This window comes from Bradyrhizobium guangzhouense (assembly GCF_004114955.1).
GTDB classification, from domain to species: domain Bacteria; phylum Pseudomonadota; class Alphaproteobacteria; order Rhizobiales; family Xanthobacteraceae; genus Bradyrhizobium; species Bradyrhizobium guangzhouense.
Map to the genome: position 1 here is coordinate 2,172,872 of NZ_CP030053.1, position 14,770 is coordinate 2,187,641.

Genomic DNA, 14,770 nt, shown 5'->3' on the forward strand with positions numbered 1-14,770 from the left:
TTACTGCTTCACCGCAAAGACCCACAGCGAGCCGCCGGGCGGCACCTTGGCCAGCCGTTCGTCGCCGGAGAACAGCGAGTAGACGCCGCCGTAGCCAGACGTGACGGCGACATATTGCACGCCGTCCTGCTGCCAGGTCACCGGCTGTCCCTCGATGCCGGAGCCGGTCTGGAACTGCCAGAGCTTCTTGCCGGTGTCGGCATCGAAGGCCTCGAACTCGCCGGTCAGCGCACCCGTGAACACGACGCCGCCCGCCGTCGACAGCACGCCGGAGAAGCGCGGAATGTCGCTGGCCGCCTCCCACTTCGCCTTGCCGGTCATCGGATCGATCGCCTTCAGATGGCCGCGCGCACCGTCACCCCACTCCCAGGGATCGGTCAGGTCCATGCCGAGATACCATTCACCCTGCTTGAAGGTGACGGGCTCCGACTTGTACTTGCCGCCGAAGGCGAGCGTGTTGGCGTAGGCAAGGCCCGTCTGCGGGTTGAACGACATCGGCTCCCAGTTCTTGCCGCCGAGGATCGACGGATAGACGGTGACCTTCTTGCCGTCGCGAGCATCCTTGACGACGTCGGTCTCGATCGGCTTGCCCGTCTTCAGGTCGACGCCGGTCGCCCAATTCACCTTCACGTAAGGATTGGCGGCGAGCAACTTCCCGTTGGTGCGGTCGAGCACGTAGAAGAAGCCGTTGCGGTTGGCGTCCATCAGCACCTTGGTCGGCTTGCCCTCGACATTCATGTCGGCGAGGACCATCTCGGCCACCGCGTCATAGTCGAACGGATTGTTCGGCGAGAACTGGTAGTGCCACTTGATCTTGCCGGTCTTGGGATCCATCGCCAGCACGGAGCAAGTGTAGAGATTGTCGCCGGGACGCACGGCCGCGTTGAACGGGCCGGGATTGCCGATGCCCCAATACACGGTGTTCAGCTCGGGATCATAGGACCCCGTGATCCAGGTCGAGCCGCCGCCGAGCTTCCAGGTGTCGCCCTTCCAGGTGTCGCCGCCGGGCTCGTCCGGCGAGGGGATCGAGTGGGTGCGCCAGAGGTGCTTGCCCGTTGCCGGATCCCAGCCGTCGATGAAGCCGCGGGTGCCGAATTCGGCACCGGAAATGCCGGTGATGACGACGCCGTCGGCGACCAGCGGAGCGACCGTCATCGAGTAGCCTTCCTTGATGTCGGCCGCCTTCTGTCGCCACAGCTCCTTGCCGTCCTTGATGTCGATTGCAATCACGTTGGCATCGAGCGTGGTGCGGAACAGCTTGCCGTCGAACAGTGCGCCGCCGCGGTTGATGATGCCGCAGCAGACGATGCGCGGGGTCTCTGCCGGATATTCGATCTTGGATTTCCAGATCTGCTTGCCGGTCTTGGCGTCCACCGCCATGGTCGCGTTGTGAGAGGTCACGTAGATCACGCCCTGATACACCAGCGGCTGCGATTCCTCGCTGCGATCGTCGTTGAGGGAGTAGTTCCAGACCGGGACGAGATTCTTGATCGTATCCCTGTTGATCTGGTTCAGCGTCGAGAAGCGCTGAAGATTGTAGCCCATGCCGTAGTTGAGAACGTTCGACGTATCGGTTGCGCCCTTGACCAGTTGATCGGTCGTCTGTGCGCTCGCAACCGAGCATGCGGATATGACGAGGCTCGCGGCCATCGCAAAGCGTTTCATCCGTTCCTCCCAATATGCGCGCCTTTTGACGCTGCGATCGCAACACTCTGTCGGAAAGCAAAACAGGTCAATACGAAAGTCGAAAGCACGCTACCGATATGTTGGATTCCAGACGCGGTCACCTGGAGGAAACTGACGAACAAACTCCGACTTGCGCGCAGACGCTGAAAAAATTCCGCGGCATGATGCAAGGCCTGCGATGAGCGGTCGCCTGGACAGTCCCGGTTCTGCCGGTTGTGCAGTGCGCACGTTGCAATTGCGGACTTGAACTGCGGCCGTCTTGCCGACTTATGTTGTCGCGAGCCCGGCGAATCGGGCCCTTGGTCAGGGAGGTCAGAATGATATCGCGTCGCTCAGTTGCACTTGCGCTCACGCTCACTGCGCTGTCCGGTCCGGCCTGGTCGGCCTCCGGCACCGCCGTCAAAATGTTCGACACCGACAATGACGGCACGCTCGATCTGGCCGAGGTGAAGAAGGCCGCAGCCGCGCTGTTCGCCAAGCTCGATCCGGACCATGATGGCACGCTCGATGTACGCGAACTGCGCGGACGGTTAACGGCGAAAGAACTCGCCGCCGCGGACCCCGATCACGACGGCACGCTGACGCTCGATGAATATCTCGCCGTTGTGGAGCAGCGCTTCAATGCGGCGAATCCCGACAAGGACGGCACGCTCGACGCCAAGGAGCTGCATTCGCGTGCAGGTCGCGCATTGCTGCAATTGTTGCGCTGAGGTCGTCAGCGCTTGACTGGGAGCGAAGACGATTTGCCCGAGAGTGAAATTTGCGCGTGTTATTCGATACTTCGCGGTGTTTGCGGTCCGATTCCAGACTTGCGCTGTGCTTGAGGCAGCCCTAGGTTTTGCCCGGCGCGATGTCGCGCTCAATACTTGGGGAGACCCCGAATGGCCTGGAAAGCTCCGAAGATCGTCGAAGTGCCGGTCGGCATGGAAATCAACATGTACGCCTGCGCAGCGCGCAAGTAAGACTGACGACCTGCCACGGCTTCGATCGCAGATGCCCTCGAAGCCGTGGTAGTGTCGGAATTGCGGTCGCGCCCCGTCATGTGGCTCGCGCCGACCTGCCATTCATGAAAAGCCACGTCTGATCGAGCTTGGGCTCGGTCCTCTCCCGCCAAATACGTCCTGCGTTTTCCGCGCTCCGCCTTTCGCCGGCACCCGGTCAGTGTGGCTGCGTTTGAAGCTGCGTATCGTCGTGCTTCTGCGCCCCATCGGGATGGTTCTTGAAACGCGCATATCGAAGCGCCAGGGTCGGCAGGACCAACAGACTAAGCGCCATCGACGTCATCAATCCTCCGAGGATGACGATCGCCATGGGTCCCTCGATTTCACGTCCGGGCTCTCCCGCGCCGATCGCGAGTGGCAGCAATCCCAGGCCTGTGACAAGGGACGTCATCAGAATCGGAACGAGGCGGTCAGCCGCGCCTTCGATCGCGGTATCGAGGTCCCAGACGCGACCATCGACCAGGACGAGATGTTCGTAGTGAGAGATGATGAGGATGGAGTTGCGCAGCGTGATCCCGAACAGCGTGACAAAGCCGACCATCGATCCGAGCGAAAGCAGGCCACCCGTCAGCGCCAAGGCGAACACTCCGCCGACGAAGGCAAATGGCAAGTTGATCATGACCAGCAACAGATTGCGCCAATGGCCGGTGACCATGGCAAGGAGAATGATGATGCCCGTTCCGGCCAGCAGGAAGTTGACGATGAGATCGCGCCGAGACCGGGCCTGGGCCTCGGCGGCTCCGGCAAATTCGAGGCGGGCACCGGTCGGTAGCGTGACCTCACGAGCCAGTTTTCGTTTGGCGGCCGCCACGAAGGATTCGAGGTCGCGTCCGTTGACATTCGACGTGACCGTCTGAACGCGCTGCGCGTTCTGGTGCTGGATTTGATACCGTCCGGAGGTTTCGTAGACGTCGGCGATCTGCTTGAGCAGAATGTAGGCTCCGCTCGGCGTGCGCACCGGCAAGTCTCCGATCTGGGTGAGCCGCGCTCGGACATGCGCATCGAGAATCACGATCACATTGAAGACGGCATTGCCTTCGTATCCCTGTCCGACGATGTCGCCCTGATAGGCCGTGCGCACCAGCTCGAGCACCTCGACCGCATCGAGCCCCCAACGTTGCAGATCGGTCGGGCGAAGCGTCACATTGACCTGCGGCATGCCCGGCGGAGTTCGCCGCTGCACGTCGGCCGCGCCGCCGACCTCGTCGAGTTCGCGCGCGACGTCGCGCGCGGCGCGGTCGAGTGAGTCGAGATCAGGCCCATAGATGTTGATGACGACAGCTGCGCTGAAGCCAGAGACGGTCTCTTCCACGCGCTCCGTCAGATAGGTCTTGCTGGAGAAAGAAATTCCCGGGAAGTCGGCCAGAGCTGCCCTGATGCGTGCTTCGGCTTCGGATTGCTGCCGGCCCGAGAGCTCCGGTTCCAGATCGACCTCAAACTCGCTGGAGTGCGGACCAACGGTGTCGATGCCGGCCTCGGCCCGTCCTGCATGCTGCGCGACCCTGCGGATGCCGGGGATATGTTGCAGCGCGTCCGTCATCAGTTTCCCGATGCGAAGGGATTCGTCGAGCGAGGTCCCGGGAATCGCCGAGACGTGCAAGATCAGATGGCCTTCACGCAGATCCGGCAGGAAGGTTCCGCCGAAGAAGGGCAACATCGCTGCGCCGGCGATCGTGATAGCCGCGGCGGCCGCCATCACGAGCTTCGGAAAACGGCCGATATGACGCAGCAGGGCCTGGTAATGGCGACGCGACCATCGCACCGCAGGCGGTTCATGCAGGCGCTCCGTGTTGCTTCTGCCGACGAGGAGCAGCATGGAGAGCGCCGGCGTCACCGTGAGGGCGACCGCGAGCGAGGCGATCACGGCGAGGATGTAAGCGATACCCAGGGGGGCGAACAGGCGGCCGGCAATGCCGGAAAGGGCCAAAACCGGAAAGAAGACCAGCAACACCGCAAACGTCGCATAAGCGACCGCGGTGCGCACCTCGAGGAAGGCGTCGAGCACGACGCGAGGCTCGGGCCTCGGCACTGTCGCCCGACGATTTTCGCGCAACCGGCGCACGACGTTTTCGACACCGATGACGGCATCATCGACGACCTCGCCGATCGCGATCGCGAGGCCGCCCAGAGTCATCGTGTTCAGAGTCTCGCCCATCCATTGCAACGCGAGTACGGCCGCTATCAATGACAGGGGGATAGCAGTGCAACTGATGATCGAGGTGCGCCAGTCGAACAAGAAGAGAAAAAGGACGACGACGACCAGCGCCCCGCCGATCAACAGGGCGTTGAGGACGTTCTTCGTTGCGGCGTCGATGAAGCTGGCGGGACGAAATATGTCCGCATATAGCTTGACGTTGTCGGCCTCGAGGCCGGGACGCAGCTCCTGCAGCGCGGCTTCGGCGCGCGTGGTGATCTCTCGTGTATTCGCGCCATATTGCTGGCTGACCATGAGCATGATGCCAGGTGCGCCGTCAATGAGGGCGGCGCCGATCGGCGGTTCGGGAGCGGTTACGACAGTGGCGACGTCGCCGAGGACGACGCTGGCGCCGCCTTCGTGCAGAAGGACGGTGCGGGCAAGTTGGTCGGGCGTCAGTGACTGGCCCTGGGTTTGCAGCGTGATGCGCTGATTGGCGGTGTCGATGAACCCGGCGCCGCGCACGCCTGTGGCCTTACGCGCGGCGGCCAGCACATCGTTCATGCCGACGCGAAAGCGGATCAGGTCATCCGGACGGACCTGAACCTGCAAAGACCTGACGTCCTTGCCGTAAGTCGAGACTTGCGCCACGCCCGGCACGGCCAGCAGCCGTCGTGCCACGGTCCAGTCCGCGATGGTGCGCAGATCCATCAGCGATCGCTTGTCGGACGTCAAGCCGATGACCAGTACCGTGCCGGCAAGTGGGGTCAATGGCGTCATCGACGGCGGTTGAACGCCTTGCGGCAGTCGCGCGGCGACGACCGCGAGACGTTCCGTCACCAATTGTCGCGCCCGGTAGATATCGCTGCGCGGCTGGAAGACGACGGTTACGACCGAGAGGCCCTGGATCGATGACGACCGCAGACTCTCGACGCCGGCCAGGCCGTTGATCGAAGTCTCGATCGGCTGCGTGACCAGGATCTCGACGTGCTCCGGGCTGAGGCCGGGAGCTTCGGTTTGTATCGTCACCTGAGGTGGGGCGAATTCGGGAAAGACCCCGTATTTGGCTTCGCCGATCGCGAACAAGCCGTAGCCCAGCAGAGCAAAGGAAAGCGCCAGCACGATGCCTCGGAAGCGGATGGCGAATGCGACGAGAGCGGCTTGCGGCCCCGACCTGCCGGAGCCGATGTCATCAGTCGTCATCGCCGCCCCGAAGCTCGCTCTTGGCCTCCTCGGACAACAGGACCTGCGCTCCGCGCATGACGATTTCGGATCCGGATGGAATGTCTCGGACGACATAGTCGTCGTCCGAGACCGGCTGATCCATGCTGATCGGGTGCCGCCGGAAGCTGTCGGGGCTCACGCGCAGGTAAACCCACGATCGCCCCTGCCATCGCACGATCGCGGTGTCCTCGATGAACACACCCTCATAGGTGTTACCTGACGGCACATAGACAGTGGTGTTCATGCCCGGCAGCAGGCCGCTGTCCCCCGGCACGGAGAAGAAATAGCTCAATCCCTGAATACGAGGGTCGGTGCGCGTTGCCGGAGAGATGTACTGGAGATCGATATTGGCATTCCGCGTCGGTGCCTGCGCCAGAGCCGTTCCCGGAGTGCCGGTGACGGTCACGCCGGGCGGCAGTGTCACCTGAACCAGCAACTGGTCGCGCTCGATCAGTTTGACAACGGCAGGCGAGCGCTCGACGATTCCCCGGCCGATGACCGGCCCCCATTCCTGCTGTGCCGTTGCGGTGAGAGTTCTGAGCTGCGATTCCGCGCCGGCCAGTGCGGCCTTGTCGACGCGTAACGTTCCCTCCGCGGTCTCGGCTTCCTTCTTCGGAAGGGCGGCGGAGTCGACGAGATTCTTGGTGCGGTCGTATGCGCTCCTGGCGACTTCGAGCTTAGCCTGCGCTGTCTGGAGTTGAGCTTGCGCATTGGCGTAGTTGTTGGTGAGCTCCGTGATGCGGGAGATATCGAGCACGGCACCATAGGCGCGGAATTGCTCCGGATGTGGCGCCGCTTCCAGGAGCGCGGTTTCGAGCCCAATCTGTGTTTGCTGGCTTGGCGTCAACTTGACCACGGGCTGGTCGCTGTCTGCAGTGCCGGAAGGCGCCGTGCGGGCAGAATTCGATTTGTCGGACGGCGTCTCGGCAGCAGCTCGCCGGACGTAACCCGTGACAGCCCAGGTGCTGGCCAAAAGCACCAGCACGCAGACTGTGGCCGCGACGCCGCGGCGGGAGGTTTCCGTAAGAGCCATCAGCCTGTTAGCAGTTGTCGGGAACCAGCTTATTGGCGAAATTGACAGGCGGCAAGGCACCGGCTGCACCTCTGTCACTTCGGGCAACCCAGGTGCGTATGGCGGCGAAGCCGTAACCGTTGCCTCGCATGGCTCGCGCCCATTTGAAACTTCTGACTGCCCAGGACGTAGGTTTTTATGGTAGTTTTCTTCGATCCCTGAAGGATTCTCGGCATGAACCCGATCGATCTGGTGGTGACTGTGTGTGCGCTGCTCTCGCCCGCGACCTGCGAGGAGCAGCATCTGGTCTTCAACTTCGGCGGCTCACCGGCGCAATGCTCCATGGCCGCGCCGCCCTATATCGCGCAATGGATCGGCGATCACCCGAAATGGCAGGCGGTGCGCTGGCGCTGCGAGTATCCGCATACGCATGACAAGGCGTGATGCGCGAGCGCTACTTCGTGCACTCCTTCAAATCCTTGTCGGCGATCGAGAAAACTGCGTCCGCCTTGATCTCGATGTCGCGGACGATGCATTGCCGGGAATTGGGATAGCTGACCTTGGCATCATAACGGCCGGGCTCGACGCCGGTGATGCGCAAGCGTTCGTCGTGGTCGACCTCCTTGTCCTTGTCGTTCAGGCACTGGTTCGGGCCCCAGTCAGTCTTGCCTGATGGCGCGAGCTGGAAGCCGGAGATCGTCTCGCTGGTCAAATTCCAGAGCCTGACGCCCTTGCCCTTGGTCTGCGCAAGCGCCGCACCCGGCATCGCAACCAAAAGGATGCCTGCCGCAATCAGCTGACGGCGCATGGTGACCTCCCCGACTTGTCTCATTGGACGTAATTGACCACGAGTTCTCATTTCGATTCAAGCAGCAAGGCCGCAAGCTCCGCCCTGATCCTGGCGAGCTCGACCTCGCTGCGCTCTGCGCGCGGAGTCAAGATCGGGACCTCCTGCACGATGCGTGCGGGGCGGGGCGACAGGAAGAACAGGCGGTCCCCGAGGCGGATGGCGTCGTCGAGACTATGGGTGACGAGCAGCGTCATCACGGGACGGCTTGCCACCAGCGTCGCGATCTCGTCGCGCAGGCGGCCGGCGAGCGCATCGTCGAGCGAGGCGAGGGGCTCGTCGAGCACGAGCAGGTCGGGCTCGACCGCGAAGGCGCGCGCAAGCGCGACGCGGCGGGCGAGACCCAGCGACAATTCGCCGGGGAAATGGCTGCGGTGCGCCTCCAGCTCGAGGATCCTGAACAGCTCCGCCAGCTTGGCATCGGTGACATCAGGCGCAGCCAGCCGCACATTCTGCTCGACCGAGCGCCACGGTAGCAGCCGCGGCTCCTGGAACACCATGCCGATCCGCGCCTCCGGTGGGCGCGCGACGCGGCCGTCGAAGTCGCGGTCGAGTCCGAGGATGATGCGCAGCATCGTGCTCTTGCCGCAGCCGGACGGGCCGATGAGCACGCCAACTTCGCCGGACTGCAGAGCGAATTTCAGTGGCGCCAGCACCTGGTGCGATCCGCCCGCAGCGCTCCGGTAGGTCTTGCCTGTGATCTCGACCTCAAGCCGCACGGGGCCGCCACCGCGTTGCACGGGCCTCGAACGGCTGCACCAGCGCCGTCTCGATGACGAGCACGACCGCGGCGAAGGTGAGAGAATAGGCGAGCAGGCGAGGCGTGTCGAACAGCTGGAAGGCGACGCCAATCTCGAAACCGACGCCGTTCGGCCGCCCCAAGAGTTCAGCGACCAGCACGATCTTCCACACCAGCGACAGGCCGGAGCGGGCGGAGGCCGCTATATAGGGTGCAAGCTGGGGCAGCACGACATGGCGGAACGCGCGCCAACGCGGCATCGCAAAGACGGTCGCCATCTCGTCGAGAGAACGGTCGAGCGCGCGCGTGCCCTCGCGCAAGGTGACGACCGCGGTCGGCAGCTTGTTGATGGCAATCGCGGCGATCGCTGCGGCCTCGGTGAGCCCCGCCCAGATATAGGCCAGCACGATCACCACCAGCGCTGGCAGATTGAGCAGCAGGATCAGCCAGGGATCGCCGAGCCGGTCGGCGAGCTTCACCCGTCCCATCAGATAGCCGATGGCGCTGCCGAGCGACATCGCCAGCACGAAGGCGAGCGCGACGCGCGCAAGCGTGGCGCCGAGATGCAGGAACAGCGCGCCCGATGCTGCTTCCGCGATGATGACGTGGAGCACGACGGGCGGGGAGGGCAGTTTTGCACCGCCGACGAACAGCGCGGCCGTCCACCAGATCGCAAGCAACAGGGCAATCGAAAGAAGGCGCAGCACCTCAGTCTCCGGGCACGGCGTGATAGAAAGTGCCGGGATCGACCTCCGCCGCCGGTCCCACCAGATCGTGACCGCCAATCTCGGCCAGCACGCGATAGAGCACGCGCGCATCCGCCTCCTCGTCATTGATGCTCCGGCGTGGAATGCCGTCGCGATAGCGGTCGCGGTATGTCTTCAGCATGGCGGGATCGGCCGTGCCGGTGAGCGGGGCGATCTTGTCCCAGGCCGCGTCGGAGGTGACCAGAAGCTGCTTGGCCTTGCGGGTCATGGCGATGAAGCGCGCCACGGCGTCGCGATGGCTCGCGGCCCAGCTCTCATCGAAGACATAGCCGACGGCGGAGACCGCGCCCTTGGCGCCGAGTTTCGGCAGGATCTCCTCGATACCCGCAAGGCGCCTGAAGCCCTTGGCCTCGAGCTGGGCGCAGAAATTCCAGAAATTCAAGCTCGCATCCATCTCGCCGTCGAGCGCCTTAGCGGCGATCAGAGGCGGCGCGCCATAGACGATGGTCGCATCCGACTTGAGGTCGATGCCGTCCTGCTTCATCCGTGCCTGCAGCAGCAGCCAGCTCTTGTCGATCGGGCCGCCGCCGACGCCGAGCTTGCGTCCCTTCAGATCGGCGAGCGTCTTGATCGGCGAGGATGCCGGCACCATCACCGCGCCGAGCGCGCTGGAATAGGGATAGAAGGTCAGCTTGGCGCCGAGTGCACGCTCGCGAGACACCCAGAGCCAATCCGACAGCATGATGTCGGCATTGCCGGCGCGGAGCGCGATCTTGCCAGCCTCGGGGCTCGCAAGCTCGGTGACCTCCAGCGACAGATCGGCCTCCTTGTCGAGCCCGGCCTGGCGGATCGTCGCCAGTTCCCAGGAGAACGTTCCGGTCTTCTGCACCGCAAGGCGGATGGTGTCGGCGGCATGGGCCGGCGTGCCCACTGCCAGCAGCATCAGCAGCACTATTGTTCGTGCCAAATCTCTCATCACCTTGTGAGCCATTTCCCCGGACAGAGTGCTTTTCAGGACAATACGCATAGCATAGCTTCCATCGCAACCAGCGGGAGGACGCTCATGAGTTTTGCGGGACGGGTACGACCTGTTGTCGCCGTCGTGGTCGTGCTCGGAGCGAGCGCGTATGCGGCCAGGGCCGAGGAGGCCAATGATTATCCGACCTCGGCGCGCGCGGAGTATGTCTATGGCTGCATGAAAGCCAATGGCGAGACGCGGCAGGCGATCGAGCAATGCTCCTGCTCGATCGACGTGGTCGCCTCGATCGTGCCCTATGAACGCTACGTCACTGCCGAGACCGCGCTCAGCATGTCCCAGGTTCGCGGCAATCTCGGCACCCAGTTCCGGACGTCCGAGCAGGCGAACGCGGCCGTGAATGATCTGCGCCGGGCGCAGGCTGAGGCCGAGGTGAGATGTTTCTGATTTAGCGCCCGTCATTCCGGGATGGTCCAAAGGACCAGACCCGTAATCTCGAGATTCCGGGTTCGATGCTTCGCATCGCCCCGGAATGACGGCTTGACTACTAAGTCCCAGACTTCTCCACGTCCCACTCGTTCCTGAACACGTGCCCGTCCGTGTCCTTGGCCTCCGCGCGGAATCGCTTCGCGCCGTTGGAGACATAGGTGAAGCGCAGGTTGGGATCTTCGGAGATCGAGATGCCGCCTTCCATCGACAGCACGGGACTGTCGTCCTGGGTCAGCTTCAGCTGATTGATGAAAAAGGCGGGAATATAGAGCTGGGTCACCTGATCCATCTGCAGGCCGGAATTGTTGGGATGGCCGATCATGATCTGGGCTTCACGGATGCGGCTTGCCGGCGCATCCTCGCGCGCGAATTGCCGATAGCGCATCTGGCCGAGGTGGTTCTTGGCCTCCTCGGCGTTTTTCCCGGCTGGTGCCGAGCAGCCACCTGACGCCTTCACATAGGTCTTGGAGACATAGAGCTGGCCGTCGCTGAGCTCGGCGACCGCGTGTACGTCAGTGTAATTGTTGACGCGCACGCGCGTGGAGATTTCGCTGACATTGGCATCCGGCCCGAGATCGAACTTTGCTGCCATCGGCGCCGGGTTGCGGTCGATCACCAGCGTGATCGAGCGGATGCGGCGGCTGTCTGCGGGCGACAGCTTGCTGCGCAGCGTCACAGGCACGATCGCCGCATCCTCGGCGCGATAGGGCATCTCGATCGCGATGACGTCGGTGCCGTCGTTCATCGGACGGTTGTTGAAGATGTCCTGCACCAGGCCGGGCCAGGGATCGTATGCCTCTTCGGCGCTGGCAGGTGCAGCAAAGGCGATGCCGAGCAGCGCGGCGATCAGGGTCAGGCGGCGTGTGCATCCCGTCATGGTCGTGGTCTCGCACGGTCGAAGCAGTCTGGGTCAGCGTAGCTGATCCCACTGGGTAGCGTAGCTGATCCCACTGGGTCAGCGTGGCTGATCCCAACGTAGCGCGCCCGCTACTCCCATTCAATTTCAGAAAATGCTGCAGTTGCGTTGCGGGCATTGTAATCGTCAAAAAGTTCCCAATGCGATCGCTCGGTCGCGGCGGCCTTATCGGCGGCATTTCGGATCGTCTCGCCCTTCTGGTTCGACGCACGGACATCCGACAGCAGCACCGAGAGATAACGCCGTTCATCGGCCAAAGCGGCAGGCCAGCTACTCACCGGACCGTGACCGGGAATGACGCGGACCGCCGGAACGGCCTCGAGCCCCTTCATCAGTCCAAGCCAGCCGAGAATGCTGCCGTCCATCACCGGAATGTGGCGGAGAAAGACGAGGTCGCCCGCGAACAGCGTCTTCGTGGTCTCGTCAAACACGGTCAGATCGCTGTCGCTGTGCGCGGCCCGCCACGCCCGCAAGGTGATCAGGCGGGATCCGAGATCGAGCGTCATCGTGCCTTTCACGAGCAAAGTCGGCGGCACGATCTTTACGGGGTCGATCAGCTCCGCGCCCATGATGCGCCGGAAATTGTCGAGATAATACGGCCCGCGCGTCGCGAGCGCCTGCGGCAGCTTGCTGTGGCCGACGAAGCTGGTTCCATCGGCCACGAAGGCGGCGTTGCCGAAGACATGGTCGGGATGGCCGTGGGTGTTGATGACGTAGCGGATCGGTTTCCTGGTGTGGGCCCGTACAGCCGCGAGCAGCGCCTCGCCTTCGCGAAGGCTGCCCCCGGTGTCGATCACGGCCACCGCATCCTCACCGATGATAAAGCCGACATTGGCGATATCGCCCTCGTTCTCGCGGGTCATCAGGGCGATGGCCCCGGAGTGCACGAAGATTCCGCTCGCGACTTCGCTTACAGGCAATTCGGCCGCCCAGGCGCGTGCTAGCGTCGCCAGTCCAAGCAGAGATAGGGCTGCGATCTTTGAAATGAGCTGCGACACTTTTCCGCCCCAGTTCAGGATTTGCCTGATGCACTGCAACACAACGAGCCAACACCAAGTTTGGCAAACAAAAGAGGGTGCGTCCTGATTTGCATGGATACCACTCGAGGGAAATGAGGAGGAAGCGCGATGGAGGCCGGACGACATCGTCGCTGGTTGTTTTCACTGTGTGTGATGGCGGCGTCCTGTGCGATCGGCGACCTCGCCCGCGCGCAGACGAGTGATGGTGGCGATCTCTCGTTCGAACTGGTCGATCCCAAGGTGCTGCGGGTCTGTGCCGATCCGCGCAACATGCCGTTCTCCAACGAGAAGGGCGAGGGCATCGAGAACAAGCTTGCCGAGTTGTTCGCCGACAAGCTCGGCAAGAAGCTCGACTATGTGTTTTTCCCACAAGCGACGGGCTTCGTGCGCATGACGCTGGGCGCGCATCGGTGCGACGTCATCATGGGCTTTCCGCAGGGTGACGACATCGTGCAAGGCACCAATCCCTATTACCGCACCACCTATGCGATGGTGGCCAAGGCCGGCGGTGGGCTCGAGGATGTCGACACGCTCGAGGATCCAAGGCTGAAGGGCAAGCATGTCGGTATCATTGCCGGTACGCCGCCTGCGACCAACATGGCGATCGCCGGGCTGATGAGCGACGCCAAGCCCTATCCGTTGATGATCGACACGCGCTACGACAATTCGGCGCAGGCGATGATCGACGATCTCACCTCGGGGAAAATCGATGCCGGCGTGCTGTGGGGGCCGATGGCGGGATATTACGCCAAGAAAGCCGGCTCGCTGCACGTGACGCCGCTGGTGAAGGAAACCACGGGCCCAAAACTGGTCTATCGCATCGGCATGGGCGTGCGTGTCGCCGATCAGAACTGGAAGCGGCAGCTCAACAAGCTGATCCAGGACAATCAGGGCGAGATCAACAAGATCCTGCTCGATTTCGGTGTGCCTCTGCTGGACGAAAATGACCGGCCGCTCGGCGTGGAGGCGGCCAAGAAGGCGCCATGAGATGGCCTCTCGCCGCAGCGCTGGTCGCCGCCATGCTGGCGGCGGCGGTGTCGGCGCAGCAAGATCAGGCGCGGCAGCAAGAGCCGTTCGAGCCGGAAGGCTATCGCACCGACGTTTACCGCGCGCCGGTGCCGGCGACATTGGAAGGCGCGCGCGTGCTGACGACGGCGGACGCGGAGACGATCTGGCGGTCGAAGAGCGGTGCTTTCATCGATGTGCTTCCGCGCGCACCGAAGCCGAAGAATCTCCCCGCAGGCACCGTGTGGCGCGATACGCCGCGCAGAAACATTCCGGGCAGCATCTGGCTACCGGACACAGGCTATGGCGCGTTGCCGCCGGCGATGGATGACTATTTTCGCCGGGGCCTAACACACGCCTCGCACGGCGACACGGCCGCGCTGCTCGTGATCTATTGCCTCGCGGACTGCTGGATGTCCTGGAACGCCGCCAAGCGCGCGCTGGCGTACGGCTATTCCAACATTGCTTGGTATCCTGAGGGCACTGACGGCTGGGAGCATGCGAAGTTGCCGACGGAGGAAGCGCAGCCGGAGCCGCGGCCCGAGCAGTAGGCCCAACTCTTTCCCCGTCATTGCGAGCGCAGCGAAGCAATCCAGAATCTCACCGTTGAGAGACTCGGGATTGCTTCGCTGCGCTCGCAATGACGATGTGGGTAAAGCGTCGCCCTACTGCTTCTGCAACTTCGTCAGCGTGCTCGATCCATCCATATCGGTCGCGGTGTACGTCACCCTGTCGCCGGCATGGACGGCATCCAGCATCGCGGCGTCCTTGGCCTTGTACTGCTGGAGCGCGCCGGCACCGCCGGCACTGCCGCCGACCGTACCTTTCTGCATCTCCTGAATCGAGATCGTGTTGTTGAGCCTGTTGATGCTGGTGACCATTCCGGTCATGTCGTCAGCAAAGGCGCTTGTCGTGAGTACGGTGATGGCCGCAGCGCTTGCGAGGATGAATCTTGCTGTTCCCATCGAGGCCTCCCGGCGTTTGCAATTCACGGGACAAGCCATCCTAGATCGAT

Annotated in this window: 16 protein-coding genes; 6 read left to right on the forward strand and 10 right to left on the reverse strand. The window is 63.2% G+C overall.

All coding sequences use genetic code 11. The features are described 5' to 3' along the window. Positions 1 to 1,665: a methanol/ethanol family PQQ-dependent dehydrogenase gene (locus tag XH91_RS10425; RefSeq protein WP_128950521.1), complete on the reverse strand. Its 1,665-nt coding sequence runs from the start codon at positions 1,663 to 1,665 to the stop codon at positions 1 to 3. Positions 1,666 to 2,003: 338 nt separating this feature from the next. On the opposite strand from XH91_RS10425, the gene lanM reads away from it, so the two are divergent. Together lanM and pqqA are read left to right on the forward strand one after the other, a co-directional pair. Beyond that, positions 2,004 to 2,396 carry a lanmodulin LanM gene (gene lanM, locus XH91_RS10430; RefSeq protein WP_128950522.1) on the forward strand — a complete coding sequence of 131 codons (393 nt, stop codon included), beginning with the start codon at positions 2,004 to 2,006 and terminating at the stop codon, positions 2,394 to 2,396. Positions 2,397 to 2,567: 171 nt separating this feature from the next. Further along, positions 2,568 to 2,648, forward strand: coding sequence for a pyrroloquinoline quinone precursor peptide PqqA (pqqA, locus tag XH91_RS10435; protein ID WP_012029362.1), 81 nt, complete (start codon positions 2,568 to 2,570; stop codon positions 2,646 to 2,648). Between the two features lie 196 nt (positions 2,649 to 2,844). Here the strand turns inward: pqqA and XH91_RS10440 are convergent, their stop codons facing one another. Next, positions 2,845 to 6,024, reverse strand: a complete 3,180-nt coding sequence (locus tag XH91_RS10440; RefSeq protein ID WP_128950523.1) for an efflux RND transporter permease subunit — start codon at positions 6,022 to 6,024, stop codon at positions 2,845 to 2,847. Next, a complete protein-coding gene (locus tag XH91_RS10445) occupies positions 6,014 to 7,078 on the reverse strand; it encodes an efflux RND transporter periplasmic adaptor subunit (RefSeq protein ID WP_164934163.1) in 1,065 nt (354 codons plus the stop codon). Before XH91_RS10445 ends, XH91_RS10440 begins: the two co-directional genes overlap by 11 nt. Before the next feature lie 213 nt (positions 7,079 to 7,291). On the opposite strand from XH91_RS10445, the gene XH91_RS10450 reads away from it, so the two are divergent. After that, entirely contained in the window at positions 7,292 to 7,501 is a 210-nt protein-coding gene (locus tag XH91_RS10450) for a hypothetical protein (RefSeq protein WP_128950524.1), read from the forward strand. Positions 7,502 to 7,511: 10 nt separating this feature from the next. Here the strand turns inward: XH91_RS10450 and XH91_RS10455 are convergent, their stop codons facing one another. Genes XH91_RS10455 through XH91_RS10470 form a run of 4 tightly spaced genes read right to left on the reverse strand, consistent with a single transcriptional unit; the run spans position 7,512 to position 10,326 of the window. Beyond that, entirely contained in the window at positions 7,512 to 7,865 is a 354-nt protein-coding gene (locus XH91_RS10455) for a hypothetical protein (RefSeq protein ID WP_128950525.1), read from the reverse strand. 47 nt (positions 7,866 to 7,912) lie between these two features. Then, entirely contained in the window at positions 7,913 to 8,623 is a 711-nt protein-coding gene (locus XH91_RS10460; RefSeq protein ID WP_164934164.1) for an ABC transporter ATP-binding protein, read from the reverse strand. After that, a complete protein-coding gene (locus XH91_RS10465) occupies positions 8,613 to 9,350 on the reverse strand; it encodes an ABC transporter permease (protein ID WP_128950527.1) in 738 nt (245 codons plus the stop codon). Before XH91_RS10465 ends, XH91_RS10460 begins: the two co-directional genes overlap by 11 nt. A gap of 1 nt (position 9,351) precedes the next feature. Next, complete coding sequence (locus XH91_RS10470; RefSeq protein WP_245477297.1) at positions 9,352 to 10,326, reverse strand: ABC transporter substrate-binding protein; 975 nt, start codon at positions 10,324 to 10,326, stop codon at positions 9,352 to 9,354. Positions 10,327 to 10,413: 87 nt separating this feature from the next. Here XH91_RS10470 and XH91_RS10475 point away from each other — a divergent pair, with 87 nt between their 5' ends. Continuing rightward, positions 10,414 to 10,773: a hypothetical protein gene (locus tag XH91_RS10475; RefSeq protein ID WP_128950529.1), complete on the forward strand. Its 360-nt coding sequence runs from the start codon at positions 10,414 to 10,416 to the stop codon at positions 10,771 to 10,773. Positions 10,774 to 10,873: 100 nt separating this feature from the next. Here XH91_RS10475 and XH91_RS10480 read toward each other — a convergent pair whose 3' ends face one another. Both XH91_RS10480 and XH91_RS10485 read right to left on the reverse strand, forming a co-directional pair. Then, positions 10,874 to 11,692: a quinoprotein dehydrogenase-associated SoxYZ-like carrier gene (locus XH91_RS10480; RefSeq protein ID WP_128950530.1), complete on the reverse strand. Its 819-nt coding sequence runs from the start codon at positions 11,690 to 11,692 to the stop codon at positions 10,874 to 10,876. Positions 11,693 to 11,802: 110 nt separating this feature from the next. Then, on the reverse strand, positions 11,803 to 12,729 hold the full coding sequence (locus XH91_RS10485; protein WP_164934165.1) for a quinoprotein relay system zinc metallohydrolase 2: 927 nt from the start codon (positions 12,727 to 12,729) through the stop codon (positions 11,803 to 11,805). 129 nt (positions 12,730 to 12,858) lie between these two features. Between XH91_RS10485 and XH91_RS10490 the strand changes: the two genes are divergently transcribed. Then, entirely contained in the window at positions 12,859 to 13,737 is an 879-nt protein-coding gene (locus XH91_RS10490) for a substrate-binding domain-containing protein (protein ID WP_128950532.1), read from the forward strand. Then, on the forward strand, positions 13,734 to 14,306 hold the full coding sequence (locus XH91_RS10495; protein WP_128950533.1) for a PQQ-dependent catabolism-associated CXXCW motif protein: 573 nt from the start codon (positions 13,734 to 13,736) through the stop codon (positions 14,304 to 14,306). Before XH91_RS10490 ends, XH91_RS10495 begins: the two co-directional genes overlap by 4 nt. Before the next feature lie 114 nt (positions 14,307 to 14,420). Here the strand turns inward: XH91_RS10495 and XH91_RS10500 are convergent, their stop codons facing one another. Next, complete coding sequence (locus tag XH91_RS10500) at positions 14,421 to 14,720, reverse strand: copper-binding protein (RefSeq protein ID WP_128950534.1); 300 nt, start codon at positions 14,718 to 14,720, stop codon at positions 14,421 to 14,423. Positions 14,721 to 14,770 lie beyond the last annotated feature (50 nt).

What these genes read in the sequence shown, in the direction of transcription:
- XH91_RS10425 (WP_128950521.1), bottom strand. Translation starts at nt 1,665, where the DNA reads ATGAAACGCTTTGCGATGGCCGCGAGCCTCGTCATATCCGCATGCTCG.
- lanM (WP_128950522.1), top strand. Translation starts at nt 2,004, where the DNA reads ATGATATCGCGTCGCTCAGTTGCACTTGCGCTCACGCTCACTGCGCTG.
- pqqA (WP_012029362.1), top strand. Translation starts at nt 2,568, where the DNA reads ATGGCCTGGAAAGCTCCGAAGATCGTCGAAGTGCCGGTCGGCATGGAA.
- XH91_RS10440 (WP_128950523.1), bottom strand. Translation starts at nt 6,024, where the DNA reads ATGACGACTGATGACATCGGCTCCGGCAGGTCGGGGCCGCAAGCCGCT.
- XH91_RS10445 (WP_164934163.1), bottom strand. Translation starts at nt 7,078, where the DNA reads ATGGCTCTTACGGAAACCTCCCGCCGCGGCGTCGCGGCCACAGTCTGC.
- XH91_RS10450 (WP_128950524.1), top strand. Translation starts at nt 7,292, where the DNA reads ATGAACCCGATCGATCTGGTGGTGACTGTGTGTGCGCTGCTCTCGCCC.
- XH91_RS10455 (WP_128950525.1), bottom strand. Translation starts at nt 7,865, where the DNA reads ATGCGCCGTCAGCTGATTGCGGCAGGCATCCTTTTGGTTGCGATGCCG.
- XH91_RS10470 (WP_245477297.1), bottom strand. Translation starts at nt 10,326, where the DNA reads ATGAGAGATTTGGCACGAACAATAGTGCTGCTGATGCTGCTGGCAGTG.
- XH91_RS10475 (WP_128950529.1), top strand. Translation starts at nt 10,414, where the DNA reads ATGAGTTTTGCGGGACGGGTACGACCTGTTGTCGCCGTCGTGGTCGTG.
- XH91_RS10480 (WP_128950530.1), bottom strand. Translation starts at nt 11,692, where the DNA reads ATGACGGGATGCACACGCCGCCTGACCCTGATCGCCGCGCTGCTCGGC.
- XH91_RS10490 (WP_128950532.1), top strand. Translation starts at nt 12,859, where the DNA reads ATGGAGGCCGGACGACATCGTCGCTGGTTGTTTTCACTGTGTGTGATG.
- XH91_RS10495 (WP_128950533.1), top strand. Translation starts at nt 13,734, where the DNA reads ATGAGATGGCCTCTCGCCGCAGCGCTGGTCGCCGCCATGCTGGCGGCG.
- XH91_RS10500 (WP_128950534.1), bottom strand. Translation starts at nt 14,720, where the DNA reads ATGGGAACAGCAAGATTCATCCTCGCAAGCGCTGCGGCCATCACCGTA.